Source organism: Bacillus sp. 05T21 (genome assembly GCF_056396785.1).
This window is the reverse complement of sequence record NZ_JBFTMD010000001.1, coordinates 300,277-324,686: the sequence shown is the minus strand read 5'-3', so window position 1 is coordinate 324,686 and position 24,410 is coordinate 300,277. Positions and strand designations below refer to the sequence as shown.

Below are 24,410 nucleotides of genomic sequence, written 5' to 3'. Positions count from 1 at the left end.
TGTGCAATAGTTTAGAGTGGGGACTTCTTAGTTCAGAGACGAAAACATCTTTCGTATTCGTTAGTGTTAGACATCTTCATACAAATGAGTAAAGTTAAATTTGACGTCTTAATAATGAGCAGGGGTTTTTTAGCCACTGCTCATTATTAATTATTGCTAATAGGGAAGATAATTATTTAACTACCCTATATATGTTTACTTTTAGTATGAAAAGTGTGTAAAATCAATGTGATACATAGAAAAAAGGGTGGGGAATTACGTGCAAATTAGCAGTGCGATTTTATGTTTCGTCTTATATGCATATGTTATTATTGCGGCGGTTTATTTTGGGATAAGTTTTTACGCCTATCGTTTAGCAAATAATAGTGAATATGAAGAAACATACAAATGGGTGAAAAGATATTTGTCACCTGTACTAGAAATTATGAATGGATTTGTTCTTTTTTTATTTATTGGATTAATTGCTTTCTCAACGAGTTTAGTAGGGAATAAGACTACGTTATTTGTACTAGGTATCATTATTTTTATGCTATTAGGAATTCGGATTGGTAATACGGTGTTTTGGAACGAAAGAAAAATAGATGGTTGGACAGGGATGTTTATTCCATGTATGTTAGCTGCAATTGTGACGAATATAGAACATGAATATTATCAATTACATTTTTGGCTTATCATTGTTTTAACAATCCTCTCTGTTTTGTATATAAGTACTGTCGTGCTAACATACATCGCAAATGAAAAAGGAGATGCAAAAGGTGCGCACTTCTTTAGAGGGCGTGCATTATTATGGAGTGTGCCGACGATGGCAGTTATAGGAATTATTGCGATATTAGTAAATGGATATCAATTTACTAATTGGCAATTGTTTTTAGAAACTTGGTGGATCTTCATTGTTTCGCTTGTAGCTTTTTTAGGCGCAACACATTATTTATTCCATCAACATCATTACATATTGGCACTGTTATTCGCATTTACACAACTTTTATTTGCTTTTTTCGGACAAGAAACGCTATTGTTCGTTTTTGAAACATTTAGTTCATTTGGAAATATATTTGTATTTGGTATGTTAATTTTCGGTATCGCGTTTTATTTACAACAGTATTTTTATATGCAAAAACAAAAATAAGAAGTATATACAGGTTTTTGTAGCGAATTTAAAGTATGTTACAATAAAAGTACATAGTATTTGATGTTATTGGAGGAATTCCTGTGGGCGAAAAAGAGAAAGAATTTGCTGTTATTGGGCTTGGCCGTTTTGGTGGAAGTATTTGCCGTGAATTAGCTCAATTAGGTATGGAAGTAATGGCAATTGACTCAGATGAGGATAAAATTAATGAGTTTGCAAATATAGCTTCGCATGCTGTAATTGCAGATTCAACAGATGAGATGGTATTAAAAAGTCTTGGTATTCGTAATTTTGATCATGTAGTCGTTGCTATTGGAGATAATTTGAATTCAAGTATTTTAACAACGTTAATTTTGAAAGAATTAGGTGTGAAAAATATTACTGTAAAAGCTCAAAATGACTATCATGAAAAAGTGTTAAGTAAAATAGGGGCAGATCATATTGTGCATCCAGAACGAGATATGGGAAAAAGGATTGCTAATAATATCGCATCAAGTAATGTGTTAGATTACCTAGAGCTTTCAGATGAGCATAGTATTGTAGAGATTATCGCAAATAAAAAAATTGATGGGCACTCTTTAATTGAATTAGATATTCGTGCGAAGTTTGGTTTGAACATTGTAGCAATTAAACGTGGAAAAGAAGTTATCGTATCTCCTCGAGCTACAGAAAACGTTCAGGCGGGAGATATATTAATTGTAATTGGTCATGACGATGAAGTAGATCGTTTTAAGCATTTTTTAAGATAAGAGAAAAGGACAATGCCGAGGAGGCATTGTCCTTTTTCTTATATTTCCATAATGATTGGTAAAATCATTGGACGACGTTTCGTTTTTTCGTATAGGAATGGTGCTAATGTGTCTGTAATCTCATTTTTAATTTCAGACCATTGTGTTGTTTTTCGCTCCATTACTTTTTCTAAATGTGTTGTAATTAATGTTTGAGCATCGTTGATTAAATCGCTGCTTTCACGCATATAAACGAAACCACGCGAGATGATATCAGGTCCTGCTGCAACTTTAAATTCTTTCATATCAATGCTTACAACTACAATAACAAGTCCTTCTTCAGAAAGAATGCGACGATCACGTAATACGATATTACCGATATCTCCAATACCATTTCCATCGATATAGACAGAGCCAGATGGGATTTTTCCAGCTACACTTGCTTCATCAGAACGTAAAGCAAGAACATCTCCATTATCCATAATGAAACAATTTTCTTCTGGAATACCACAATCATTCGCTAATTTCATATGCATACGTTGCATACGATATTCACCATGAATTGGCATGAAATATTTCGGCTTAATAAGACGTAGCATTAACTTTTGTTCTTCTTGTCCACCGTGTCCACTCGTATGAATATTTGAGAGTTTACCATGGATTACATCAGCACCAGCGCGGTACAACATGTTAATTGTACGACTTACACTAATTGTATTGCCTGGGATTGGTGAAGAAGAGAAAACAACTGTATCGCCAGGGATAATTTGAATTTGACGATGTGTACCATTGGCAATACGTGAAAGTGCTGCCATCGGCTCCCCTTGACTACCTGTACATAACATAACAACTTTATTAGCTGGTAGGCGGTTTAGCTGAGCTGTGTCTATGAATGTATCCTTTGGACACCGGATATAACCAAGGTTTTGTCCGATTTCAATAGCCGCTTCCATACTTCGACCGAATACAGCTACTTTACGATTGTTTTCAACAGCAGCCTCAACAACTTGTTGTAAGCGATGGATATTCGATGCAAAGGTTGCGAATATAATACGACCGTCTACTTTGCGGAATATATCTTGAATACTATCACCAACGCGGCGCTCAGACATCGTAAAGTTTGGCACTTCACTGTTTGTACTATCAGATAAGAGACAAAGTACACCGTCTTTTCCGATTTCGGCCATTTTTGTTAAATCTGCTGGCTCACCTACTGGTGTGAAATCAAATTTGAAATCACCTGTATGAACGACTTGTCCTTGAGGTGTTTTCACAACAACTCCGTATGAATCCGGAATACTGTGAGTTGTACGGAAGAAGGAAACAGATGTCTTTTTAAATTTAATAACATCATCTTCTTGAATTTCATAAAGTTTTGCTTTACGAAGTAATCCGTGCTCTTCTAATTTGTTTTTTATTAGGGCAATTGCTAATTTTCCGCCGTAAATTGGAATGTTTACTTGACGTAATAGATAGGGAATTCCACCGATATGATCTTCGTGACCATGTGTAATGAATAACCCTTTAATTTTATCTTCGTTTCGCACAAAATAAGTGTAATCTGGTATTACATAATCGATCCCTAGGAGTTCGTCTTCTGGAAATTTAATTCCAGCATCAATTATAATAATTTCATCTTGAAATTGAACAGCATATGTATTTTTACCGATTTCACCAAGACCACCGAGGGCAAAAACGGCAGCTTGATCATTTTTTAGGAATTTCATATGACTATACGATCTCCGCTAATATTAAATCAGCGTTTTGTTTTTCATATTCAAGATGAGCACCAGTAACAGACTGAACGAACTCGATATTATATGCGAACTTATTTAATTTTTTACGAACATCCTTTTGAGACGTAGCCTCTAAATATAAAACTTTTGTATTTTCACGTACTGGGACCTCAGTTAATTTTTCTTGATAAAATACTTTAAAAATCATTGGGAAAACCTCTCCTTGTCTATGTTTTGCATTATCTGTTACTTATTATAAAGCAAACAGTCATGATTTTCATGTTTTTTCGAATGAGAATGAAGAAAAAGCCCGAAATGGGCACAATTTAAGCGATTGTCTTCTTACGGACTAAATCGTTTAAATAACGCTTGAGCTTTTTCTTCAGCTTCTTCAGCATGATTACTCCTTCCTTTCCTTATTTTAAACATGCATATTACTAATGATAACTCCGTCTCTCATACAAGAAAGAAGATTAGAAGTGAATAGTGAATCTTTTTCTTTTTAGTATAGTGTAAGTTATCTTGTAGTAACGATTAGTAGCCGTTAGTTATAGATATAGTATGAGGAAGAATAGAAAAGAAAATTCATCCGAACAAGTATCCACATTTTTTCACTAATAGTATATGCACATTTCATAAATAAGGTCAGAAAGTGAACGCTTTCTTCACAGATGTTTAATATGTTATACTTTTTTTTGAAATTTGAAAAGTGATAATCAAAATAGGAATATAGAGTGCCAGAAAGGATTTTGACAAATGAATGATAAAATTGTCTTTTTTGATATTGATGGAACATTATTAGATCATGATAAGAAAATTCCGCAATCTACAAGAGATGCAGTAAGAGATTTACAAGAAAAAGGTGTGCATGTAGCGATTGCGACAGGGCGTGCGCCATTTATGTTTGAAGATATTCGTGAGGAACTCAATATACATAATTATGTTAGTTTTAACGGGCAGTATGTTGTATTTGAGGATGAGGTATTATTTAATAATCCATTACATCCGGATGCTCTACATAAGTTTACTCAGTTTGYAAAACAAGAAGGATATCCACTTGTATATCTTGACCATCAAGAAATGAGAGCGTCAGTGGAATATCATGATTATGTAAAAGAAGGTTTTGGAAGCTTACAATTCGAGCATCCGGCATATGAACCTGATTTTTATGAGAAACGCGATATTTATCAAACACTTCTTTTTTGTGAAGTAAACGAAGAAGAAAAGTTTATTCATCATTATCCAGATTTTCATTTTATACGCTGGCATGCATATTCAATGGATATTATTCCTAATGGTGGTTCTAAGGCAAAAGGGATTGAGAAGTTTATTGAGAAAATAGGATTTAATCGTGAACAAGTATATGCATTTGGGGACGGATTAAATGATTTAGAAATGATTGAAGCAGTAGGAACGGGCATTGTGATGGGGAATGGTCATGAGGATTTGAAAAAACTTGCTAATTATGTGACAAAAGATGTTAATGAAGACGGTATTTATCACGGATTAAAGTGGGCTGGCTTGTTATAAGTAAGTGTGGAACCCATTTCATATAATAAAAAGGCGGAAGGTTAACTTCCGCCTTTTTACTATTAGCGCTCGAGAGGTTTTGAATCATCGGGAGCCACAAATGGATTGTCTTTATTAATATGGTCATAGAACATAACACCGTTTAAATGGTCGATTTCATGTTGGAATACAATTGCTGGTAAACCTTTTAATCGCAGTTTTACGTCTTCACCGTTAATCGTTGTTGCCTTTACTGTAATTCTCGTGTAACGAGGGACATAACCAGGTACTTCACGGTCTACAGATAGACAGCCTTCACCATTTTGTAAATATGTACGTTCAACAGAATGACTAATGATTTTTGGGTTAAATAATGCGTAGCTATATAACGTATCGTTCGTATCAGTTACATGAACCGCAATCATTTTCTTTGAAATACCGATTTGCGGAGCCGCTAATCCGATTCCGGGGCGTAAATTATATTTTTCAGCCATTTCAGGGTCCTGGCTATTTATTACAAATTCAATCATTTCTTTAAGAGTATTTGTATCTTCCTCGCTAGCAGGTAAGAAGACCTCTTCTGCGACGTCGCGCAAAATAGGATTTCCTTCACGAATTACCTCATTCATTGTAAGCATATGTAATCTCTCCTTTCTCCTTTAGTCTACCAAAGGAGATAAAAAAAGTCATCGGCAAGTAAGGAAGAGCTACTTGGAAACAAATCTTCTACAGATAAGTTATGTAATAAAAAGAAAAGACGGCAAAGCCGTCTGTTTCTTTCCATAGTTGTTTCATTTTACATTAATTAGCGAATGCAAGCAGCACCAACGATAATTAAAAGGATAAACAACACAACGATTAAGGCGAAGCCGCTTCCAGATCCGCCACAAGAACCGCCATAACCGTAGGAAGGATATGAACAAGTTGTTGGATAGCAATATGAGTATCCGTACATGAGATGACCTCCTTTATCATTTCCCGCTAATACTGCGGTTACTATAATGTATGGAGGAATGATCAGAAATGTATAGGTATTTACCTATAAAAGGAAGAAGTGTTTGTATAATTTTCTTGAGAAGAGAGAAAAACTAAGGAGAATTAAATCGTTTACATATTATTCTAAGAGAAAAAATAAGTTAAAAAGGGAATAATATAACAGCAGGTTATTGCTTACTAATACAGATGTGAAAAATAAAAACACGTTTGTGTAGAGGAAACCGGCATATTATTTATAAAAAAACGTATTCAAAGTAATTGACATCGTAATTAGAATAGTTGTAAACTAAAAAACGTGATCAAGATTGTATTAATATGTTTTTGAAAAAACATTAGTACAGATTGTTAGGTACACAAAATTATTCTCAACCGACAAACAAATTTGTTGGTTTACATTGTTGCGCTTTCAGTCTAGCTAATAGATAGTGAAAGCGTTTCAGAATATGGTTCAAGAGAGGAAGAGGTGAACGGAATGGGTACTAAAACAAAAAAGACCCTATTTAATGTTGATGAGCAAATGAAAGCTATCGCAGCTCAATTTGAAACATTACAAATTTTAAATGAAAAAGGCGAAGTTGTGAATGAAGCAGCTATGCCTGAATTATCTGATGATCAATTAAAAGAATTAATGCGCCGTATGGTGTATACTCGCGTACTAGATCAACGTTCTATTTCTTTAAACCGTCAAGGACGTTTAGGTTTCTACGCACCAACTGCTGGACAAGAGGCTTCTCAATTAGCAAGTCATTTCGCACTTGAAGCAGAAGATTTCATCTTACCAGGATATCGTGACGTTCCACAATTAGTGTGGCACGGTCTACCATTATACCAAGCATTCTTATTCTCTCGTGGACATTTCATGGGTAACCAAATGCCTGAGAATGTAAATGCACTTGCTCCACAAATCATTATCGGTGCGCAAATCATCCAAACTGCTGGTGTTGCGTTAGGTATGAAATTACGTGGTAAAAAATCTGTTGCAATTACTTACACTGGTGACGGTGGTGCTTCACAAGGTGACTTCTACGAAGGTATGAACTTTGCGGGTGCATTCAAAGCTCCAGCAATCTTCGTTGTACAAAACAACCGTTATGCAATCTCTACACCAGTAGAAAAGCAATCTGCAGCTAAAACTGTAGCACAAAAAGCAGTAGCAGCAGGTATTTACGGAATTCAAGTAGACGGTATGGATCCATTAGCTGTATACGCAGCAACTGCTTTCGCTCGTGAGCGCGCAGTAAATGGCGAAGGTCCTACTTTAATCGAGACTTTAACATTCCGTTATGGTCCACATACAATGGCTGGTGATGACCCAACTCGTTACCGTACAAAAGATATCGAAAACGAATGGGAACAAAAAGATCCAATCGTACGCTTCCGTGCATTCTTAGAAAACAAAGGCCTATGGTCTCAAGAAGTTGAAGAGAAAGTTATCGAAGAAGCAAAAGAAGATATCAAACAAGCAATTGCTAAGGCTGACCAAGCTCCAAAACAAAAAGTTACTGATTTAATGGAAATCATGTACGAAAAAATGCCTTACAACTTAGCTGAACAATATGAAATTTACAAAGAAAAGGAGTCGAAGTAAGCCATGGCTCAAATGACAATGATTCAAGCAATCACTGATGCTTTACGCGTTGAAATGAAAAATGATCCTAACGTACTTGTGTTTGGTGAAGACGTTGGTGTAAACGGCGGAGTATTCCGTGCTACTGAAGGTTTACAAGCTGAATTCGGTGAAGATCGTGTAATGGATACTCCACTTGCAGAGTCTGGTATTGGTGGACTTGCAGTTGGACTTGCACTTGAAGGCTTCCGTCCAGTTCCAGAAATCCAATTCTTCGGTTTCATTTATGAAGTAATGGATTCAGTTTCTGGTCAATTAGCTCGTATGCGTTACCGTTCTGGTGGACGTTGGACTGCTCCAGTAACAATTCGTTCTCCATTCGGTGGTGGTGTTCATACTCCTGAACTACATGCTGATAGCTTAGAAGGATTAGTGGCACAACAACCTGGTCTAAAAGTTGTTATTCCATCTACTCCATACGATGCAAAAGGTCTTTTAATCTCTGCGATTCGTGACAACGATCCAGTTATCTACTTAGAGCATATGAAATTGTACCGTTCATTCCGTCAAGATGTACCAGAAGGTGATTACACAATTGATTTAGGCAAAGCTGACATCAAACGTGAAGGTACAGATGTATCTGTTATCGCTTATGGTGCTATGGTTCATGCTGCATTAAAAGCTGCTGAAGAACTTGAAAAAGAAGGTATCTCTTTAGAGGTTGTTGACTTACGTACAGTTCAACCATTAGATATCGAAACAATCATCGCTTCTGTTGAAAAAACAGGCCGCGTAGTTGTAGTTCAAGAAGCTCAAAAACAAGCTGGTATTGCAGCTAACGTTGTAGCGGAAATTAACGACCGTGCAATCTTAAACTTAGAAGCTCCAGTTGTACGTGTTGCAGCTGCTGATACAGTATTCCCATTCTCTCAAGCTGAGAGCGTATGGTTACCAAACCATAAAGATATTGTTGAAGCTGTTAACAAAGTAATGAACTTCTAATTTTTAGTTTTTCATGTGCAAAAGAAATCAGCACATGCTGGTTTCTTTTGCACATATTCCATAATAATGAAATGAATCAGGGGGCTGAATTCCGTGGCATTTGAATTTAAACTACCAGATATCGGTGAAGGTATCCACGAAGGTGAAATCGTAAAATGGTTTATTAAACCAGGCGATGAAGTAAATGAAGACGATGTACTTCTTGAAGTACAAAATGATAAAGCAGTAGTAGAAATCCCTTCTCCTGTTAAAGGTAAAGTACTTGAAGTACTTGTAGAAGAAGGAACAGTTGCAATTGTAGGAGATACATTAATTAAATTTGATGCTCCTGGATACGAAAACCTTAAATTTAAAGGTGACGATCATGATGAAGCTCCAAAAGCTGAAGAAGCAGCAGTAGAAGCTCCAGCAGCGGAAACTACTCCAGCAGCAACTGCAGAAGTAGTAAATGAGCGTGTAATCGCTATGCCATCTGTTCGTAAATATGCTCGTGAAAAAGGTGTAGATATTCATAAAGTAGCTGGTTCTGGTAAGAACGGCCGTGTTGTGAAAACTGACATCGAGGCATTTGCAAATGGTGGACAAACTGTAGCAGCAACTGAGGCTCCAGCAGCAGTAGAAGCTACTCCAGCAGCAGCGAAAGAAGAAGCACCAAAAGCACAACCAATCCCAGCTGGTGAATATCCAGAAACTCGTGAGAAAATGAGTGGTATCCGTAAAGCGATTGCGAAAGCAATGGTTAACTCTAAGCATACAGCTCCTCACGTAACATTAATGGATGAAGTAGATGTAACAGAACTTGTTGCTCACCGTAAGAAGTTCAAAGCTGTTGCAGCTGACAAAGGTATTAAATTAACTTACCTTCCATACGTTGTAAAAGCTTTAACATCTGCATTACGTGAATTCCCAATGTTGAATACTGCTTTAGACGATGCTTCTCAAGAAATCGTTCATAAACATTACTTCAACATCGGTATCGCAGCTGATACAGACAAAGGTCTATTAGTACCAGTTGTTAAAGATACAGATCGTAAATCTATCTTTACTATCTCTAACGAGATCAATGAACTTGCTGGTAAAGCACGTGATGGTCGTTTAGCTCCAACTGAAATGAAAGGTGCTTCTTGCACAATTACAAACATTGGTTCTGCAGGTGGACAATGGTTCACTCCAGTTATCAATCACCCAGAAGTAGCAATCCTTGGTATCGGCCGTATCGCTGAGAAACCAGTTGTGAAAAACGGTGAAATCGTTGCAGCTCCAGTATTAGCATTATCTCTAAGCTTTGACCATCGTTTAATTGACGGCGCAACTGCTCAAAAAGCATTAAACCAAATTAAACGTCTATTGAATGACCCACAATTATTAGTAATGGAGGCGTAATAACAATGGTAGTAGGAGATTTCCCAATTGAATTAGATACAGTCGTTGTTGGTGCAGGTCCTGGTGGATACGTTGCGGCAATTCGTGCAGCACAATTAGGTCAAAAGGTAGCGATTATTGAAAAATCTAACCTTGGTGGCGTATGCTTAAACGTTGGATGTATTCCTTCAAAAGCGTTAATCAATGCAGGTCATCGTTATGAGAATGCAATGCATTCTGATGACATGGGTATCACTGCAGAGAACGTAAAAGTTGACTTTACAAAAGTTCAAGAATGGAAAAACGGCGTAGTTAAGAAATTAACTGGCGGTGTTGAAGGCCTTCTTAAAGGTAACAAAGTTGAAATCATTCGCGGTGAAGCTTACTTCGTAGATGCTAACACATTACGCGTAATGACTGAAGATGCAGCACAAACTTATACGTTTAAAAATGCTGTTCTTGCAACTGGTTCTACACCAATCGAAATTCCAGGATTCAAATACTCTAAACGTGTTATCAACTCTACAGGCGCTTTAAGCTTACCTGAAATTCCTAAAAAACTTGTTGTAATCGGCGGCGGTTACATCGGTATGGAATTAGGTACTGCATATGCTAACTTCGGTACAGAAGTTACTGTAGTAGAAGCTGGCGACGAAATCTTAGCTGGTTTCGAAAAAGCTATGAGCTCTGTTGTTAAACGTGCTCTACAGAAAAAAGGTAACGTAAATATCCATACAAAAGCTATGGCTAAAGGCGTTGAAGAAACAGAAACTGGCGTAAAAGTTAGCTTTGAAGTTAACGGTGAAATCCAAACTGTAGAAGCAGATTACGTATTAGTAACTGTAGGTCGTCGTCCAAACACTCAAGAAATCGGTCTTGAGCAAGTTGGAATTAAAATGACTGACCGTGGCATTATCGAAATTGATGAGCAATGCCGTACAAATATTTCAAACATCTATGCAATCGGTGATATCGTTCCTGGACCACCATTAGCTCACAAAGCTTCTTACGAAGGTAAAGTAGCTGTTGAAGTAATTAGTGGCCATGCATCAGCAATCGATTACATCGGAATTCCTGCAGTATGCTTCACTGATCCAGAATTAGCATCTGTTGGTTACACTAAGAAACAAGCTGAAGAAGCAGGAATGACAGTAGCTGTATCTAAGTTCCCATTCGCTGCAAATGGTCGTGCGTTATCATTAAACAGCACTGAAGGTTTCTTACAACTTGTAACGCGTAAAGAAGATGGTCTTCTTGTAGGTGCACAAGTTGCAGGTGCAGGTGCTTCTGATATTATCTCTGAGATTGGTTTAGCTATCGAAGCTGGAATGACAGCTGAAGATATCGCTCAAACAATCCATGCTCACCCAACATTAGGTGAAATCACAATGGAAGCAGCTGAAGTTGCTCTTGGAATGCCAATTCACATTGTAAAATAATTTAAGTAATGTAAATACCCCATCTCTTATTTAAAGAGATGGGGTATTTTTATTTTCATGAAATGACTTGCAAGGTCTTTATATGTACTTGTCGAATGAATATATAATACTTTAAATGAACCGTTAGCATATATGCCGTTATATAATATGTAATTGATTCAAACTTAATCCCATATATTAATAAAATAGAGCATGTCAAAGGAGAAGGTTCCATGAGAATATTACATGTTATATTTTATCATTTTCTATTATGGAGTGGTTTTTCCATTGTATTAACATTATCGAATGGTGATAAGTTTCATTATAAAGTAATTCTCTTTTTCGTATTTCTTTATTTGGCATATGTGATTGCATGTTTTGTATTACACGTAAGAAAGCAGGCGTTATTCCTTACGTGTTCAAATTGCATACTTTTTTTAATCATATTCTCTATTTTTTAAATTAACGTTTATAGAAATACATTGTTCTTCCATTAAATAGTTGTAACTCTCCTTCTAATTTCTTCGCTAGAAAACGGCTAAATTCATTTGCTTTTCCTTTATCACCAAATGTTGCTGTAGTAGGCAAAGAAACCTGAATAAAAGATTGTTCCTTTTCTATTCCAATCCCAACATAAATAGAATCATATCGATCGTGACTCGATTGGAGTTTTAATGTTGTTGCTGATGTATCTAATATTTCATAAGGAAAAGCTGTATTTGTATAAGCATAATTAATTTGATCACCAGTCTTGGAAGTAACGGTTTTATAGTTATGAAAAAGGTGTTTAACATCTTCTATTGAAACAGATTGTTGATTGGATTTAGGTACAAGTGTGATAAAGGCGTGTTGCATACAAATTCCCCCTTAACTTAGTAGAATAATATCATTCTACATCCTACTGAATTTTTTGACAATTAAAAGGAGTATTACTTTTTTTGTTTAATATATTAATGAGTAGGAAGTGTTATTTAGAAAGGTGGAAACTCATGTTTGAAAAATTGTATGATGAGCATGAAAGTGTGAAGGTACGATTTTTAGGATTTATGACGCATGATACACGTTATGATTTTGGAGTTATTTATACAAATATGTTTTTTGGAAAGCCACTTATTGTTTGTATGCAAACAGGGAGATCTACTTTGCTTGGGAGAGATGATGTAGAAAATGTTCCATATATACAGGAAACTTTTAAGTTAGGATCGGAAGAGGAGGCGGAGGAGTTAGCTCAGTTTTTTAAATTTCTTGTTCCGTCTACTTCTTTGCATGCGGAGTATGAAGAATAATTAACAAGAAACAGTCGTACGTATGAGATATGGCTGTTTTTTTGTGTTAATATCGCATACTAATTTAATTTTAAAATATTTAATGTGTTATACTAAAAACCTATTGACGTAAAAAGTATAACATATTAAAATGAAGACAGAAAGTTAAGCGGTTACAAAAGTTTTTGGGATTATAAACTTAGGGGGAAATGAAAAATGGGAACAATCGTATGTCAAGATTGTGAAGGTACAATTGCACACTTCGAGGATGAGAAAGTAACGGTACTTTACGGGAAATGTGGATCTTGCGGATGTGATCACACAGAACATACAAAAGCCCAATAATTGATAGGAAATTGACAGCTAAAAGTTTTTAGGACCATAAACTTAGGGGGAAATGAAAAATGGGAACAATCGTATGTCAAGTTTGCGAAGGAACAATCGGACATTTTGAGGATGAGAAAACGACAGTACTTTATGGGAAATGTGGTTCCAATTGTGACTGTGCTAGTAGAGACAATGCGAAAGCTTAATCATATATAAGTAGATTATTCTTAAAACTCAGGGGGAAATGAAGATGGGAACAATCGTATGCCAAGTTTGTGAAGGAACAATCGCACATTTTGAAGATGAAAAATCAACAATACTTTATGGGAAATGTGGATCTCATTGCGAATGTGACCATAAAGAACATACAAAAGCTTAATAATTAAGAAAAAACGCCCACACATGTAGGCGTTTTTTTAATAGATTGTAGTTGTATGTCCGACTGTTGCAACGATTGCATCATCTCTAATAGGAATAAATCCTATTGATGTTTGTGGCGTGTTAGGAGGGGCGTATTGACTCATCATACGGCTATCAATACGAGTAATAAAATCGGTTAAATAAGCTGAAATAAAAGCATAAGGAATCCTTCGTTCATTTAATGAATAAATAACTTCCTCTTTCGTTTTTACGCCTACGCCATGTCCGTAAAAAAAGAAGTTTCCTAGATAGATTGTATTTTCTCCTTGCCACTCAATCGTAGCTGGATTAACTTGTGGGTTTTTAAAGTAAACGAGGTCACCTGGAACGATATCGCCACTCGTTTTTGTTATGAGCTTTAAGTCGCGATCGTAGTCCCATGTATAAAGTAAGAGGTTTGCGAATAGACGGTTGAAAGTTTTTTCCTCATATAATGATAGTAATGCTTTGTAAAAAATGATAATCATTGCGGTGGCACATTCAGTTCCATATAGTTTTCCGTTTTTAAAAATATCTTGGATGGCAATGGAAGGGGCTATGTTTGGGAGTAGTTGAAATCCGCCAAGTGATGTTCTTTCCCAAAACTGAGGGTTGCAAAAAGATTGTTGAAACGTACGAAACTGAAATCCACTTTGAAAAAGTTCTAGCGCGGAAGTAATAATATTAACTCGTAAATTAAGATCAAAGCTGAGTTCATCGGCTGTTCGGAAGGAATAAACTTCTTGATTTCCCGCCATTATGGATAAAATCTGTTGTTTTTCAGCTGCAAATGGCTCATATTCATTTGTGATATAAGGGTGTACAATAGAACGGCCTATCACAATCATAATGGTATCCCCACCTATACGTTACAGATTTCGCGATACGGGAAAGCCTATATTGGACTTTAGACATAGGATGAAAGTATCGCTTTTTCATAGAAAAACATTTATCCCGCTATTTGCGGGCAGTAAGAATTCCACCTCAAAATTCGGCTGGAGCCCTGCTACCCGTAAACGCCCGATTGGTGAAGGCTAATAATCAGTGGGGATGAACAAAACCCCACTGATTATTAGCCTTCACTTTATATTTTGGTAGACTTTAACTACAGACAAGTACAAGTCTTTAAAACGCCAATGTGTTCTTTGAAAAAAGATAGCATAGGGAGTTCGATAGCCGAATTCAAGCTATCGGTAAAATGATATGTGTCGTCAAGAACAAGACGCTAAAACACCTGAACACGAATCTGTACGGTATGGTATAGTACCGTAGCTCACGAACCTATACGATCTGTTGTGAGAGTGGTGATGGCACACCGCAATCTTGCACGTCAGCGATACCAGAAATGGACTTCGCCTTAGGTAGCAAGAATCCCACTGATGTTAGTCAGCTTGCCCCATTAGGGTGGGAATGTCAAATTCTTTAGTATCGTATGAAAAAAAGAGAAAAAAGGTGAAAGAAAAGCCTATCAACTGATAGGCTTGTACTCTTTAATAACACGTAATGTTTGTAATGTCATATCTTCAGGACCTTGTACAGGTAACCCAGCTTCTAAATTTTTAAGAATATACTCTAAGTTATCTTGTGTAATAATTTCCCCCGGAGTAAAGATTGGAATCCCTGGCGGATAAACCATAACAAAATCAGCTATAATACGACCTGCTGCGTTTTCAAATGGAATGACTTCTGTTTCTGAATAAAAAGCATCTCTAGGAGAAAGTGCTAGCACAGGTATTTCAGGTATTTCTACTTGTACTTGAACACCTTTGTCTGCTCTATTTCTATATGTTGCTGCTAAATCTTGTAATGCTGTAATAAGTGTATCTGTTTCACTTTCTGTATCTCCAAATGTGATAAGACAAAGTATGTTATATAAATCAGAGAGTTCTACTTCAATGTTGTAATGTTCTCTAAGCCATACTTCAGCCTGATGGCCTGTAATACCTAAATCTTTTACAGATACAATTATCTTTGTAGGATCATAGTTAAAAGTAGCATCTGTTCCTAGCATTTCTTTTCCAGGACAATAAAGATGCTCAATAACATTTATAGCATCACGAACATGCTCAGCTAATTGTATTGTTTGTCCTATGAGAGCTGTTCCTTCTGTAGCAAGACGTTTTCTAGCAACATCAAGGGATGCTAACAAAATGTAAGAAGTTGATGTAGTCGTAAGCATGCTAATAATGGATTGGACATGCTTTACGTTCACAAGACCTTCTTTTACATTAAGAATAGAGCTTTGGGTTAAAGACCCACCTAATTTGTGAACACTTGTTGCTGCCATATCTGCACCTGCTTGCATAGCTGATATTGGTAGTTCATCATGAAAATGGATATGAACACCGTGAGCCTCATCAACAAGTACAGGAATATCGTAAGAATGAGCTAATTCTACAATCTGCTCTAAATCTGCAGCAAACCCAAAATATGTTGGATTTATAACAAGTAAGCCTTTCGCATCTGAGTGCTCTTCAAGAGCCTTTTTGACAGATTGAATTGTGATCCCATGTGAAATACCGAGCTTCGGATCAATCTCAGGATGCATGAAAATTGGTTTTGCACCTGAGAAAATAATAGCGGACATTACTGATTTATGCACATTCCGTGGCACGAGGATTTTATCCCCAGGACCGCACACGCTCATCACCATTGTCATAATTGCACCACTTGTACCTTGAATAGAAAAGAACGTATGATCTGCACCGAAAGCAGCGGCTGCTAAATCCTGTGCTTCTTTAATCATACCTTTTGGATGATGTAAATCATCGAGCGGCGCAATATTAATTAAATCAATTGCTAATGCATTATGCCCAATAAATTCGCGAAATGTAGGATCCATGCCCTGTCCTTTTTTATGACCAGGAATATGGAATTGAACTGGATTTCGCTTACTGTGCTCAACTAAAGCGGTAAACAATGGTGTTTCGTATTGGGACAATCTATACACCCCTTCTTCTTCGTAATATTTATTAGAGTTTGTTTTATATGATTTCATCTCATTCTAAAAGGAAATTAAGATGACAAACTTTTAGAACTTGACTTGTTTTTCTGCCATTCGCAAAATCCTTTTTGGGGATGGTAGTCTCACTTTATTCTCTATAAAACAAAAGCATTATATCACCAATAATTATAGATGTATAGAAAAATCGCATTTTCAAGGTGAGTATGTTTAATAGTTATATTTTAAATACTGCAAAGAGGAAGACAATTCCATTGAAATGGATAAATGGTGTATAATGCAGAGTGGTTATAGTGAAGAATAAAAGGCTGTCTTAAAGGTAGCATAATGGAAAAAGAAAGAATACTGAATGAGGTGCAAAAATGGAATATCAATATCCACTTGATTACAATTGGTCAAATGAAGAAATGGTAGCAGTTGTAAAGTTTTATGAAGCGATTGAAAAGGTATACGAAAAAGGAGTTTTGAGAGAAGATTTGATGGAATTATATCGTCGTTTTAAAGAGATTGTGCCATCGAAGGCAGCGGAGAAAAAAATTGATAAAGAATTTCAAGAAGTAAGTGGATATTCTATATATCGTACGATTCAAAAAGCAAAGGAAGTAGCAGAAAAAAAGATTGTTAAAATGTAAAAATATTTTGAAAAATAAAATATGAAGTGCTATAATGTGATAACAACTAAAAACGGACAATATAAATTGTCCGTTTTCTACTATCGATTACAAAGTGCATATAAAGGAAGGAGTGGTTGCATCGTAGATTCAATCTTAGCAAGGAATTGTTCGTTGGTCATTGCTGAAAACTCCTCTGGTGATATATGAATACCGACTAATAACTCTGCTTTTTTCACAGTAGCTAAACGTTCAATCATCTTTTGTAAGTCTTCCGTTTCAAGCGTTTTATGTAGTTTTACACCTGGTTTAGTATGGTCAATGGACCAAACGAAGTCATTTGGAATATTTGTTTTTAAATCATTTAAATGTTCTAAGAAGGCGTGAGCCGTCTCCACTTTTTGTGGACACTCATAGATTAAACCAAAGTATATGAAGGCGTGAGTACCCCATAAACCAATTTGAAAGTGTGGTAACATTTTATATCCACGTTTATTTGTTGAAAAAGCAACCCAAGTATCGTTTGGTGGATTGACTTTGCGGCGTGCATGTTTTGCTACATGGTAGAAAAAGTTTTCATCAGTTTGTTGTGATAAATATTCTGCAAATTGTTCCCCTAAAGCTTCTAGCTTAGGATGAATATTCGTTTTAATTGCGCTCATTCGTTCTTCAAGACCATCAACAGTAAAGACTTCAAAATCAGTTGATGTGAATGTTTGTAGTGTCATGATTGTTCCTCCAACTCCTATTTTGTTTTAATTTTAGCATAGCTTGTACTATTCATAAAAAAAACATCACAAAAAAATTTAAATAAAAAAATATAATTTTGTTGCATAGATGATTTATCCAACATAGTATAGTATAAAACAAAAAATCAGAAAATTGAATCAATTCTAGTCCGAGGGCAGACGAATATTGGGAGGAGGCAAAAAAAATGAGACAGGTGATTAATGCGTTAAAGAGAACAGATGCTGAAAAGAGAATTCCGGTGCTACGTTTGGAGCTAGATTATGAATTAGCAACTTTATATGATGCGATGATGGATAACGACAAACAGAAAAAAGAAGAGTGCGTACAAAAATTAGAAGTGTTAAGACTTGAAATGATCCGTTTAGAAGCGTAATAATAGTATATGTATAAATAATTAGTTGGTGCGAACCTTATAAAGGGTTCGTTTTTTCTGTGAACAGTATAGATCGGAGTGTTTAAACATGCAAGAAGTATGGAAAGACATCGATACACACGCGAAACAGTGGATTCGAGAAGCTGGAGAACATTTAATGGCGTCACTGAAAAAAACACTTATTATAGAAACAAAGTCAAATGCAGCTGATCTAGTAACAAATATGGATCGAGAAACGGAGCAGTTTTTAATTGGGAAAATTAAAGAAACATTCCCACATCATAATATTTTAGGAGAAGAAGGCTACGGAGATGAGATTACCTCTTCTAATGGGGTTGTTTGGTTAATTGATCCAATTGACGGCACGATGAACTTTGTTCATCAAAAAAGAAATTTCGCAATCTCAATCGGGATTTATGAGAACGGTATCGGAAAGATTGGTCTTATTTATGATCCAGTTCATGACGAACTATATCATGCGGTAAAGGGAGAAGGGGCTTTTTGCAATGATTTAGCTATTCCCATGTTGGAAAAAGGAACGGTAGAGCATGGAGTTATAGCTTTGAATGCGATATGGCTTACTGATAATCCATTGCTTAATATGGAAAAAATGATGATGCTCGTTAAGAAGGCGAGAGGTACGAGGTCATATGGTTGTGCAGCGTTAGAAATGGTATATGTTGCAACCGGAAGATTAGATGCATATGTGACACCGCGCTTATCACCATGGGACTTTGGCGGGGGACAGATTATTGTAGAAGAAGTTGGCGGCAAAGTGACAACGTTCTTGGGAACGCCTCTTTCTATTGTAGAGAAAAGCAGTGTGTTAGTTGCAAAACCAGGAGTATACGAAGAATTATTACCATTTGTATCGCAATAATGAAAAAAAGTAAGAGGCATAAAGAAGCTTCTTACTTTTTAATGTTATTGCGATTTACGCATTTTTCTTTTTGTTACAAAACCGTATCCAACTGTAACAAATGTGCCGATAATGCAAATAATAATGCCGATGGGACTATTTTCAGCAACCATAATTCCGATACCAATTAAGAAGATAACACCGATAATTGCTGTTAATAAAAAGCGATATTGAATGTGTTCCATTTCTTCACCCTCCAATCTTATTTTACTTTCACAAAAGTAAGAATACAACTATATTTTCATTCTTGATTTTATTTTGATTGCCATTGTATCCCCTTCGCTCTTATAATAGAGAAGGATTAAAAAGACATTAGGAGTTGGACATGTTGAAAAAACGACAAGATTTACGAAATATAGCAATTATTGCCCACGTTGACCATGGTAAAACAACACTTGTTGACCAGTTATTACGTCAAGCGGGGACGTTCCGTGCGAATGAACATATTGAAGAACGCGCAATGGACTCAAATGATCTAGAAAGAGAACGTGGTATTACAATTTTAGCGAAGAATACTGCGATTCACTATGAAGATAAAAGAATTAACATTTTAGATACACCTGGTCACGCTGACTTTGGTGGAGAAGTAGAACGTATCATGAAAATGGTTGATGGTGTTCTACTTGTTGTTGATGCATATGAAGGCTGTATGCCACAAACACGATTTGTTTTAAAGAAAGCTCTTGAGCAAAACTTAACTCCAATCGTTGTTGTAAACAAAATTGACCGTGACTTCGCTCGCCCTGATGAAGTAGTTGATGAAGTAGTCGACTTATTCATCGAACTTGGTGCAAACGAAGATCAATTAGAGTTCCCAGTTGTATTTGCATCAGCAATGAACGGAACAGCAAGCTTAGATTCAAATCCAGCAAATCAAGAAGAGAATATGAAATCATTGTTTGACACAATTATTGAACATATTCCAGCACCAATTGATAACAGCGAAGAGCCACTTCAATTCCAAGTAGCACTTCTTGATTACAATGACTATGTTGGTCGTATCGGGGTTGGACGCATATTCCGTGGTACAATGAAAGTAGGACAACAAGTTGCATTAATGAAAGTTGACGGAAGTGTAAAACAATTCCGTGTAACTAAATTATTTGGTTACATTGGATTAAAACGTCAAGAAATTGAAGAAGCAAAAGCTGGAGATTTAGTAGCTGTTTCAGGTATGGAAGACATTAACGTAGGTGAAACGGTATGTCCGGTTGAGCATGAAGAGGCTTTACCATTATTACGTATTGATGAGCCAACACTACAAATGACATTCCTTGTAAATAATAGCCCGTTTGCAGGTCGTGAAGGTAAATTCATTACTTCTCGTAAAATTGAAGAGCGTCTTCGTTCACAATTAGAGACAGATGTAAGTTTACGTGTAGATAATACAGATTCTCCTGATGCATGGATCGTATCTGGACGCGGAGAGTTACATTTATCTATCTTAATTGAAAACATGCGTCGTGAAGGTTATGAACTACAAGTATCTAAGCCAGAAGTAATTATTAAAGATGTTGATGGCGTAAGAAGCGAGCCTGTAGAGCGCGTACAAATCGATGTGCCTGAAGAATACACTGGTTCTATTATGGAATCAATGGGCGCACGTAAAGGTGAAATGTTAGATATGGTGAATAATGGAAATGGTCAAGTTCGCCTTACTTTCATGGTTCCGGCACGTGGTTTAATTGGTTACACAACAGAATTCCTAACATTAACTCGTGGTTACGGTATTTTAAACCATACATTTGATTGCTACCAACCAGTACATGCTGGACAAGTGGGTGGACGTCGCCAAGGTGTTCTAGTTTCACTTGACACAGGAAAAGCATCACAATATGGTATTATGCAAGTTGAAGATCGCGGTGTAATCTTCGTTGAACCAGGTACAGAAGTATATGCTGGTATGATCGTTGGAGAACATACACGTGAGAATGATTTAACAGTTAACGTTGTAAAAATGAAACAACAAACTAACATTCGTTCTGCGACGAAAGATCAAACTTCATCAATGAAAAAACCACGCTTAATGACTTTAGAAGAGTCATTAGAGTACTTAAACGATGATGAGTTCTGTGAAGTAACTCCAGAATCAATTCGTCTACGTAAAAAGATTCTTGATAAGAGTGAGCGCGAAAGAGCTGCTAAGAAAAAGAAATCTGTTGAAGCATAAAATAATAGAACAGCTACCTTTTATAAAGGTAGCTGTTTTTTTGTTTTTTGTTTATTTTTTTAGAATATTTACTCTTTTTTGTGGACAGTATTTTTTTTGCGAGTTACTCTTGTATTAAGTACATAAAGAGAATTTGTTTCATGAGAAGGGGTGAAAGATAGTGTTAGAAAGAATGTCATTTTTCGCGAAACTTTGTAAAGTTGATGAAAATCCAGAGTTAGGGATGTGGTTGCTTTATGGAACAATAATTTTATTAAGTGCACTTGTATATAATTTAGGATTTGCAAGGAAGCTATCGGTACTAAAAAATATAGTGATATATATTTCTTTAGCAATTGGATGCACGGTATTAACTTTTTTTGCAGTTTTTTTACCCGTTGGAGAGGGGCTCGTTGTAGCGGCAATTGTACTTGGAATTTATAGACTGCGTTTACGTCAAGCTAAACAACAAAAAACAGGGTGAAAGAAGGAGGGGCTTTCATGCGCTCAGTACAAGATGCATTATATAATTGGTTAACAATTAAAACGGTTGCGGAAGCACGTCCAGATGATAGAGCTGCACAAGAAACGTATGTATTATTTCAAAATATGATATATGAAGAGCATAAATTACGAAATGTAGAAGTTGAAAAGAACGAGGAAATGTATTTGATTACATATGAAATTGATGGAGAAATAAGGTGTGCAAGATTTCCGGTAGAAGCCATTGATTGTTTTTTGGATCAGATGAATCGTGAACCAGAAAAATACAAATAAGTCCTTATCTATATGATTAAGGACTTATTTCCGGTTTACCAATCGTCTTCTACTTTTTTATCACGATATAATCGGAAATTACCACTCGCATGGCGTTCCGTAGTACGCTCTGCAATTCGTTCCGTACATTCCATGCACATATATGTATGAATAGGGCGATTACGCAGTTTTTTTGCCATAGGATTTTCGTCATCTAACATATCTTTTTTATCACAAATCATACATTTGACTCTCATTTCGTCACCTCAATACGAATTCTATCAGTATAAGTATATCATGGAAGTATAATGTTTTTGAATAATAGCGGGAAAAAATAATATTTTCGCAATTCGAAAAATAGGTTATGATAAGGATATATAAATAATATTTGGAGGTGGAAATATGGCGAATGTAGTTGAGCCTACATTGACAGGTGATTTAGTACAATCTTTGCGTAAAGAGTGTATCGTTATGATAGCAACAACAGATTTCGAAAAACAAATTCCTAACGTAAGTGCTATTTCTTGGGTATATGCAGTGAGTGAAACTAGTATTCGATTTGCGGTAGATCAACGCTCACGTATTGTGGGGAATATACGGCATAGTGCAGGGGTTGTATTGACTATAATGGCGAATGAATCCGTATTTTCCATAAGTGGTGAAAGTGAAATTTTAACAGATAGAATGGAAGGGATTCCTCTAAAATTAACGGTAGTAGAAGTGAATGTACAAGAAGTTCGTGATGTTATGTTTTATGGTGCGAAACTTGCTACTGAACCAACATATGAAAAAACATATGATCTTCGAGCTGCTAAAAAGCTTGATAACCAAGTATTAGTAGGAATGAAAGAATTATAAAGAAGATGAATAGGAACATCGTTCATAAACTTTTACAAGTGAGTATTGTGATTTAATGTGAAAAATTATAATAAAAAGTAATATATTGAATAGAAATGAATAAAAAATAAAGAAAAGGTTTAATTTCTATGAATTTCGATTCTACCTCGTTTTTACGGTACATATAATTATAACAATGGTTCGTCCATATTTTATGGATGAAACCCTTGTTCTACAAATTTAAAAGTGGAGTCAGGGGGTAACAGGTTGGATAAAATTTATGTGTTAGATACGAATGTACTTTTGCAGGATCCTTTATCTATTTTTTCATTTGCAACAAATGAAGTAGTGATTCCAGCAGTTGTATTAGAAGAGGTTGATTCGAAAAAACGTTATATGGATGAAGTAGGACGAAATGCTCGCTATGTATCTAAGTTAATCGACAAATTTCGCGAAATAGGAAAGCTGCATGAAAGTATTCCGTTAGAAAACGGCGGTACATTTCGTATTGAATTAAATCATCGCTCATTTGTTCAACTGCAAGATATTTTTGTAGAAAAAACAAATGATAATCGAATTTTAGCGGTAGCGAAAAACCTCTCTTTAGAAGAACAAGAAAAAGAGGACGGGAAATCAGTTATTTTAGTAAGTAAAGATGTACTCGTAAGGGTAAAAGCTGATGCAATCGGATTGCAGGCCGAAGATTATTTAAGTGACCGAGTAATCGAAGTGGAAAATATATATTCAGGATTTTTAGAAGGGTATATATCAAAAGAACAGTTAGATTATTTTTATGAAAAAGGTGAACTACCTTTATCTGAAATCGCAAATCATCCTTTTTATCCAAATCAGTTTGTTGTAATGAAAGATGCACTAGGGGGTTCTAGTTCTGCACTTGGGATTGTGGATCATTTAGGTAAGAAGGTAAAAAAACTTATTTTTCACAATGAACAAGTGTGGGGGATACGCCCACGAAACGTGCAGCAAATTATGGGATTAGAATTGCTACTTCGGGAAGATATTCCACTTGTAACGTTAACAGGAAAAGCAGGTACAGGAAAAACGTTACTTGCATTAGCTTCGGGACTAATGCAAACGGAAGATTTAGGTTTATATAAAAAACTACTTGTCGCGAGACCAATTGTACCGGTAGGAAAAGATATAGGTTATTTACCAGGAGAGAAAGAGGAAAAATTAAGACCGTGGATGCAGCCGATTTTTGATAATCTAGAGTATTTATTCAACACGAAAAAGCCTGGGGAGCTAGATGCTATTTTAGCTGGGATGGGTTCGATTGAAGTAGAAGCACTTACCTATATACGCGGGAGAAGTATTCCAGACCAGTTCATTATAATTGACGAGGCACAAAATTTAACGAAGCATGAAGTGAAGACGATATTAACAAGGGTAGGCGAAAAAAGTAAGATTGTATTAATGGGGGATCCTCAGCAAATTGATCATCCGTATTTAGATGAATATAATAACGGTTTAACATATGTCGTAGAGAAGTTTAAAGAACAACGTATTAGTGGTCATGTAAAGTTTGTTAAAGGAGAGCGTTCTAATTTAGCACAACTAGCAGCGGATTTATTATAAAAAGGAGTGAGCTTAAGCTCAC

General features: G+C 36.0%; 30 protein-coding genes. 20 read left to right on the top strand and 10 right to left on the bottom strand.

From position 1 onward, the window contains the following. Positions 1-259 precede the first annotated feature (259 nt). The gene (locus AC1DKZ_RS01620) at positions 260-1,126 is read left to right on the top strand and encodes a hypothetical protein (RefSeq protein WP_002014843.1); all 867 of its coding nucleotides are present in this window, start codon (positions 260-262) and stop codon (positions 1,124-1,126) included. An 83-nt stretch (positions 1,127-1,209) separates the two neighbouring features. Further along, positions 1,210-1,875, top strand: coding sequence for a potassium channel family protein (locus AC1DKZ_RS01615; protein ID WP_000504033.1), 666 nt, complete (start codon positions 1,210-1,212; stop codon positions 1,873-1,875). Positions 1,876-1,913: 38 nt separating this feature from the next. Here AC1DKZ_RS01615 and rnjA read toward each other — a convergent pair whose 3' ends face one another. After that, positions 1,914-3,581, bottom strand: a complete 1,668-nt coding sequence (gene rnjA / locus AC1DKZ_RS01610; RefSeq protein WP_002033834.1) for a ribonuclease J1 — start codon at positions 3,579-3,581, stop codon at positions 1,914-1,916. A 4-nt stretch (positions 3,582-3,585) separates the two neighbouring features. Continuing rightward, positions 3,586-3,798, bottom strand: a complete 213-nt coding sequence (locus tag AC1DKZ_RS01605; RefSeq protein ID WP_000576436.1) for a DNA-dependent RNA polymerase subunit epsilon — start codon at positions 3,796-3,798, stop codon at positions 3,586-3,588. A 548-nt stretch (positions 3,799-4,346) separates the two neighbouring features. On the opposite strand from AC1DKZ_RS01605, the gene AC1DKZ_RS01600 reads away from it, so the two are divergent. Further along, positions 4,347-5,120: a Cof-type HAD-IIB family hydrolase gene (locus AC1DKZ_RS01600; protein WP_476995573.1), complete on the top strand. Its 774-nt coding sequence runs from the start codon at positions 4,347-4,349 to the stop codon at positions 5,118-5,120. Between the two features lie 62 nt (positions 5,121-5,182). Here the strand turns inward: AC1DKZ_RS01600 and def are convergent, their stop codons facing one another. Then, a complete protein-coding gene (gene def / locus AC1DKZ_RS01595; RefSeq protein WP_242307860.1) occupies positions 5,183-5,737 on the bottom strand; it encodes a peptide deformylase in 555 nt (184 codons plus the stop codon). 167 nt (positions 5,738-5,904) lie between these two features. Continuing rightward, complete coding sequence (locus AC1DKZ_RS01590) at positions 5,905-6,054, bottom strand: YjcZ family sporulation protein (protein WP_002014847.1); 150 nt, start codon at positions 6,052-6,054, stop codon at positions 5,905-5,907. Between the two features lie 513 nt (positions 6,055-6,567). Here AC1DKZ_RS01590 and pdhA point away from each other — a divergent pair. From pdhA to AC1DKZ_RS01565, 5 genes are all read left to right on the top strand, one after another. After that, positions 6,568-7,683, top strand: a complete 1,116-nt coding sequence (gene pdhA, locus AC1DKZ_RS01585) for a pyruvate dehydrogenase E1 component subunit alpha (RefSeq protein ID WP_000536893.1) — start codon at positions 6,568-6,570, stop codon at positions 7,681-7,683. 3 nt (positions 7,684-7,686) lie between these two features. Continuing rightward, positions 7,687-8,664 (top strand): pyruvate dehydrogenase complex E1 component subunit beta, encoded by a 978-nt coding sequence (pdhB, locus tag AC1DKZ_RS01580; RefSeq protein ID WP_000068162.1) that lies wholly within the window; start codon positions 7,687-7,689, stop codon positions 8,662-8,664. Between the two features lie 93 nt (positions 8,665-8,757). Beyond that, entirely contained in the window at positions 8,758-10,047 is a 1,290-nt protein-coding gene (gene pdhC / locus AC1DKZ_RS01575) for a pyruvate dehydrogenase complex dihydrolipoyllysine-residue acetyltransferase (protein ID WP_113937181.1), read from the top strand. A 5-nt stretch (positions 10,048-10,052) separates the two neighbouring features. Then, positions 10,053-11,465: a dihydrolipoyl dehydrogenase gene (gene lpdA, locus AC1DKZ_RS01570; RefSeq protein ID WP_242307863.1), complete on the top strand. Its 1,413-nt coding sequence runs from the start codon at positions 10,053-10,055 to the stop codon at positions 11,463-11,465. A 212-nt stretch (positions 11,466-11,677) separates the two neighbouring features. Next, positions 11,678-11,905, top strand: coding sequence for a hypothetical protein (locus AC1DKZ_RS01565; RefSeq protein WP_002088334.1), 228 nt, complete (start codon positions 11,678-11,680; stop codon positions 11,903-11,905). 1 nt (position 11,906) lies between these two features. Here the strand turns inward: AC1DKZ_RS01565 and AC1DKZ_RS01560 are convergent, their stop codons facing one another. Beyond that, positions 11,907-12,299 (bottom strand): DUF1885 family protein, encoded by a 393-nt coding sequence (locus tag AC1DKZ_RS01560; protein WP_002014853.1) that lies wholly within the window; start codon positions 12,297-12,299, stop codon positions 11,907-11,909. A 134-nt stretch (positions 12,300-12,433) separates the two neighbouring features. On the opposite strand from AC1DKZ_RS01560, the gene AC1DKZ_RS01555 reads away from it, so the two are divergent. From AC1DKZ_RS01555 to AC1DKZ_RS01540, 4 genes are all read left to right on the top strand, one after another. Beyond that, positions 12,434-12,730 (top strand): DUF3055 domain-containing protein, encoded by a 297-nt coding sequence (locus AC1DKZ_RS01555; RefSeq protein WP_000462037.1) that lies wholly within the window; start codon positions 12,434-12,436, stop codon positions 12,728-12,730. Positions 12,731-12,925: 195 nt separating this feature from the next. After that, positions 12,926-13,054, top strand: coding sequence for a GapA-binding peptide SR1P (locus AC1DKZ_RS01550; RefSeq protein WP_000536778.1), 129 nt, complete (start codon positions 12,926-12,928; stop codon positions 13,052-13,054). 59 nt (positions 13,055-13,113) lie between these two features. Beyond that, complete coding sequence (locus AC1DKZ_RS01545; protein WP_002033839.1) at positions 13,114-13,242, top strand: GapA-binding peptide SR1P; 129 nt, start codon at positions 13,114-13,116, stop codon at positions 13,240-13,242. A 44-nt stretch (positions 13,243-13,286) separates the two neighbouring features. Continuing rightward, positions 13,287-13,415 (top strand): GapA-binding peptide SR1P, encoded by a 129-nt coding sequence (locus tag AC1DKZ_RS01540; protein WP_476995572.1) that lies wholly within the window; start codon positions 13,287-13,289, stop codon positions 13,413-13,415. Between the two features lie 37 nt (positions 13,416-13,452). Here AC1DKZ_RS01540 and AC1DKZ_RS01535 read toward each other — a convergent pair whose 3' ends face one another. Together AC1DKZ_RS01535 and speA are read right to left on the bottom strand one after the other, a co-directional pair. Beyond that, on the bottom strand, positions 13,453-14,283 hold the full coding sequence (locus AC1DKZ_RS01535; protein ID WP_404510595.1) for a protein-glutamine gamma-glutamyltransferase: 831 nt from the start codon (positions 14,281-14,283) through the stop codon (positions 13,453-13,455). A 620-nt stretch (positions 14,284-14,903) separates the two neighbouring features. After that, positions 14,904-16,376: an arginine decarboxylase gene (speA, locus tag AC1DKZ_RS01530; RefSeq protein ID WP_219303444.1), complete on the bottom strand. Its 1,473-nt coding sequence runs from the start codon at positions 16,374-16,376 to the stop codon at positions 14,904-14,906. Positions 16,377-16,759: 383 nt separating this feature from the next. Here speA and AC1DKZ_RS01525 point away from each other — a divergent pair, with 383 nt between their 5' ends. Further along, complete coding sequence (locus AC1DKZ_RS01525; RefSeq protein WP_002066915.1) at positions 16,760-17,029, top strand: UPF0223 family protein; 270 nt, start codon at positions 16,760-16,762, stop codon at positions 17,027-17,029. 80 nt (positions 17,030-17,109) lie between these two features. On the opposite strand, the gene AC1DKZ_RS01520 is transcribed toward AC1DKZ_RS01525, so the two are convergent. Further along, entirely contained in the window at positions 17,110-17,736 is a 627-nt protein-coding gene (locus tag AC1DKZ_RS01520) for a YktB family protein (RefSeq protein WP_002014864.1), read from the bottom strand. Positions 17,737-17,942: 206 nt separating this feature from the next. On the opposite strand from AC1DKZ_RS01520, the gene AC1DKZ_RS01515 reads away from it, so the two are divergent. Together AC1DKZ_RS01515 and AC1DKZ_RS01510 are read left to right on the top strand one after the other, a co-directional pair. Then, entirely contained in the window at positions 17,943-18,131 is a 189-nt protein-coding gene (locus tag AC1DKZ_RS01515) for a hypothetical protein (RefSeq protein WP_002121995.1), read from the top strand. 88 nt (positions 18,132-18,219) lie between these two features. Beyond that, a complete protein-coding gene (locus tag AC1DKZ_RS01510) occupies positions 18,220-19,011 on the top strand; it encodes an inositol monophosphatase family protein (RefSeq protein ID WP_002138115.1) in 792 nt (263 codons plus the stop codon). Between the two features lie 44 nt (positions 19,012-19,055). On the opposite strand, the gene AC1DKZ_RS01505 is transcribed toward AC1DKZ_RS01510, so the two are convergent. Beyond that, complete coding sequence (locus AC1DKZ_RS01505; RefSeq protein ID WP_000400129.1) at positions 19,056-19,235, bottom strand: DUF5325 family protein; 180 nt, start codon at positions 19,233-19,235, stop codon at positions 19,056-19,058. Positions 19,236-19,375: 140 nt separating this feature from the next. Between AC1DKZ_RS01505 and typA the strand changes: the two genes are divergently transcribed. The 3 genes from typA to AC1DKZ_RS01490 all read left to right on the top strand — a co-directional run bounded on the left by typA (position 19,376) and on the right by AC1DKZ_RS01490 (position 21,976). Next, positions 19,376-21,220, top strand: a complete 1,845-nt coding sequence (gene typA / locus AC1DKZ_RS01500; protein ID WP_002066916.1) for a translational GTPase TypA — start codon at positions 19,376-19,378, stop codon at positions 21,218-21,220. Between the two features lie 160 nt (positions 21,221-21,380). After that, the gene (locus tag AC1DKZ_RS01495) at positions 21,381-21,683 is read left to right on the top strand and encodes a YlaH-like family protein (RefSeq protein WP_002014795.1); all 303 of its coding nucleotides are present in this window, start codon (positions 21,381-21,383) and stop codon (positions 21,681-21,683) included. Between the two features lie 17 nt (positions 21,684-21,700). Next, entirely contained in the window at positions 21,701-21,976 is a 276-nt protein-coding gene (locus AC1DKZ_RS01490; RefSeq protein ID WP_002014793.1) for a hypothetical protein, read from the top strand. 35 nt (positions 21,977-22,011) lie between these two features. Here the strand turns inward: AC1DKZ_RS01490 and AC1DKZ_RS01485 are convergent, their stop codons facing one another. Continuing rightward, entirely contained in the window at positions 22,012-22,212 is a 201-nt protein-coding gene (locus AC1DKZ_RS01485; RefSeq protein WP_002088318.1) for a YlaI family protein, read from the bottom strand. Between the two features lie 145 nt (positions 22,213-22,357). On the opposite strand from AC1DKZ_RS01485, the gene AC1DKZ_RS01480 reads away from it, so the two are divergent. Next, on the top strand, positions 22,358-22,813 hold the full coding sequence (locus AC1DKZ_RS01480) for a PNPOx family protein (RefSeq protein WP_002014791.1): 456 nt from the start codon (positions 22,358-22,360) through the stop codon (positions 22,811-22,813). A gap of 246 nt (positions 22,814-23,059) precedes the next feature. Continuing rightward, entirely contained in the window at positions 23,060-24,388 is a 1,329-nt protein-coding gene (locus AC1DKZ_RS01475) for a PhoH family protein (RefSeq protein ID WP_002088317.1), read from the top strand. Positions 24,389-24,410: the final 22 nt, after the last annotated feature.

Excerpts from the sequence above, each read along its gene's own strand:
- rnjA (WP_002033834.1), bottom strand. The coding sequence starts at position 3,581 with ATGAAATTCCTAAAAAATGATCAAGCTGCCGTTTTTGCCCTCGGTGGT.
- AC1DKZ_RS01605 (WP_000576436.1), bottom strand. The coding sequence starts at position 3,798 with ATGATTTTTAAAGTATTTTATCAAGAAAAATTAACTGAGGTCCCAGTA.
- def (WP_242307860.1), bottom strand. The coding sequence starts at position 5,737 with ATGCTTACAATGAATGAGGTAATTCGTGAAGGAAATCCTATTTTGCGC.
- AC1DKZ_RS01590 (WP_002014847.1), bottom strand. The coding sequence starts at position 6,054 with ATGTACGGATACTCATATTGCTATCCAACAACTTGTTCATATCCTTCC.
- pdhA (WP_000536893.1), top strand. The coding sequence starts at position 6,568 with ATGGGTACTAAAACAAAAAAGACCCTATTTAATGTTGATGAGCAAATG.
- pdhB (WP_000068162.1), top strand. The coding sequence starts at position 7,687 with ATGGCTCAAATGACAATGATTCAAGCAATCACTGATGCTTTACGCGTT.
- lpdA (WP_242307863.1), top strand. The coding sequence starts at position 10,053 with ATGGTAGTAGGAGATTTCCCAATTGAATTAGATACAGTCGTTGTTGGT.
- AC1DKZ_RS01565 (WP_002088334.1), top strand. The coding sequence starts at position 11,678 with ATGAGAATATTACATGTTATATTTTATCATTTTCTATTATGGAGTGGT.
- AC1DKZ_RS01560 (WP_002014853.1), bottom strand. The coding sequence starts at position 12,299 with ATGCAACACGCCTTTATCACACTTGTACCTAAATCCAATCAACAATCT.
- AC1DKZ_RS01555 (WP_000462037.1), top strand. The coding sequence starts at position 12,434 with ATGTTTGAAAAATTGTATGATGAGCATGAAAGTGTGAAGGTACGATTT.
- AC1DKZ_RS01550 (WP_000536778.1), top strand. The coding sequence starts at position 12,926 with ATGGGAACAATCGTATGTCAAGATTGTGAAGGTACAATTGCACACTTC.
- AC1DKZ_RS01545 (WP_002033839.1), top strand. The coding sequence starts at position 13,114 with ATGGGAACAATCGTATGTCAAGTTTGCGAAGGAACAATCGGACATTTT.
- AC1DKZ_RS01540 (WP_476995572.1), top strand. The coding sequence starts at position 13,287 with ATGGGAACAATCGTATGCCAAGTTTGTGAAGGAACAATCGCACATTTT.
- AC1DKZ_RS01535 (WP_404510595.1), bottom strand. The coding sequence starts at position 14,283 with ATGATTGTGATAGGCCGTTCTATTGTACACCCTTATATCACAAATGAA.
- AC1DKZ_RS01525 (WP_002066915.1), top strand. The coding sequence starts at position 16,760 with ATGGAATATCAATATCCACTTGATTACAATTGGTCAAATGAAGAAATG.
- AC1DKZ_RS01520 (WP_002014864.1), bottom strand. The coding sequence starts at position 17,736 with ATGACACTACAAACATTCACATCAACTGATTTTGAAGTCTTTACTGTT.
- AC1DKZ_RS01515 (WP_002121995.1), top strand. The coding sequence starts at position 17,943 with ATGAGACAGGTGATTAATGCGTTAAAGAGAACAGATGCTGAAAAGAGA.
- AC1DKZ_RS01510 (WP_002138115.1), top strand. The coding sequence starts at position 18,220 with ATGCAAGAAGTATGGAAAGACATCGATACACACGCGAAACAGTGGATT.
- AC1DKZ_RS01505 (WP_000400129.1), bottom strand. The coding sequence starts at position 19,235 with ATGGAACACATTCAATATCGCTTTTTATTAACAGCAATTATCGGTGTT.
- typA (WP_002066916.1), top strand. The coding sequence starts at position 19,376 with ATGTTGAAAAAACGACAAGATTTACGAAATATAGCAATTATTGCCCAC.
- AC1DKZ_RS01490 (WP_002014793.1), top strand. The coding sequence starts at position 21,701 with ATGCGCTCAGTACAAGATGCATTATATAATTGGTTAACAATTAAAACG.
- AC1DKZ_RS01485 (WP_002088318.1), bottom strand. The coding sequence starts at position 22,212 with ATGAGAGTCAAATGTATGATTTGTGATAAAAAAGATATGTTAGATGAC.
- AC1DKZ_RS01480 (WP_002014791.1), top strand. The coding sequence starts at position 22,358 with ATGGCGAATGTAGTTGAGCCTACATTGACAGGTGATTTAGTACAATCT.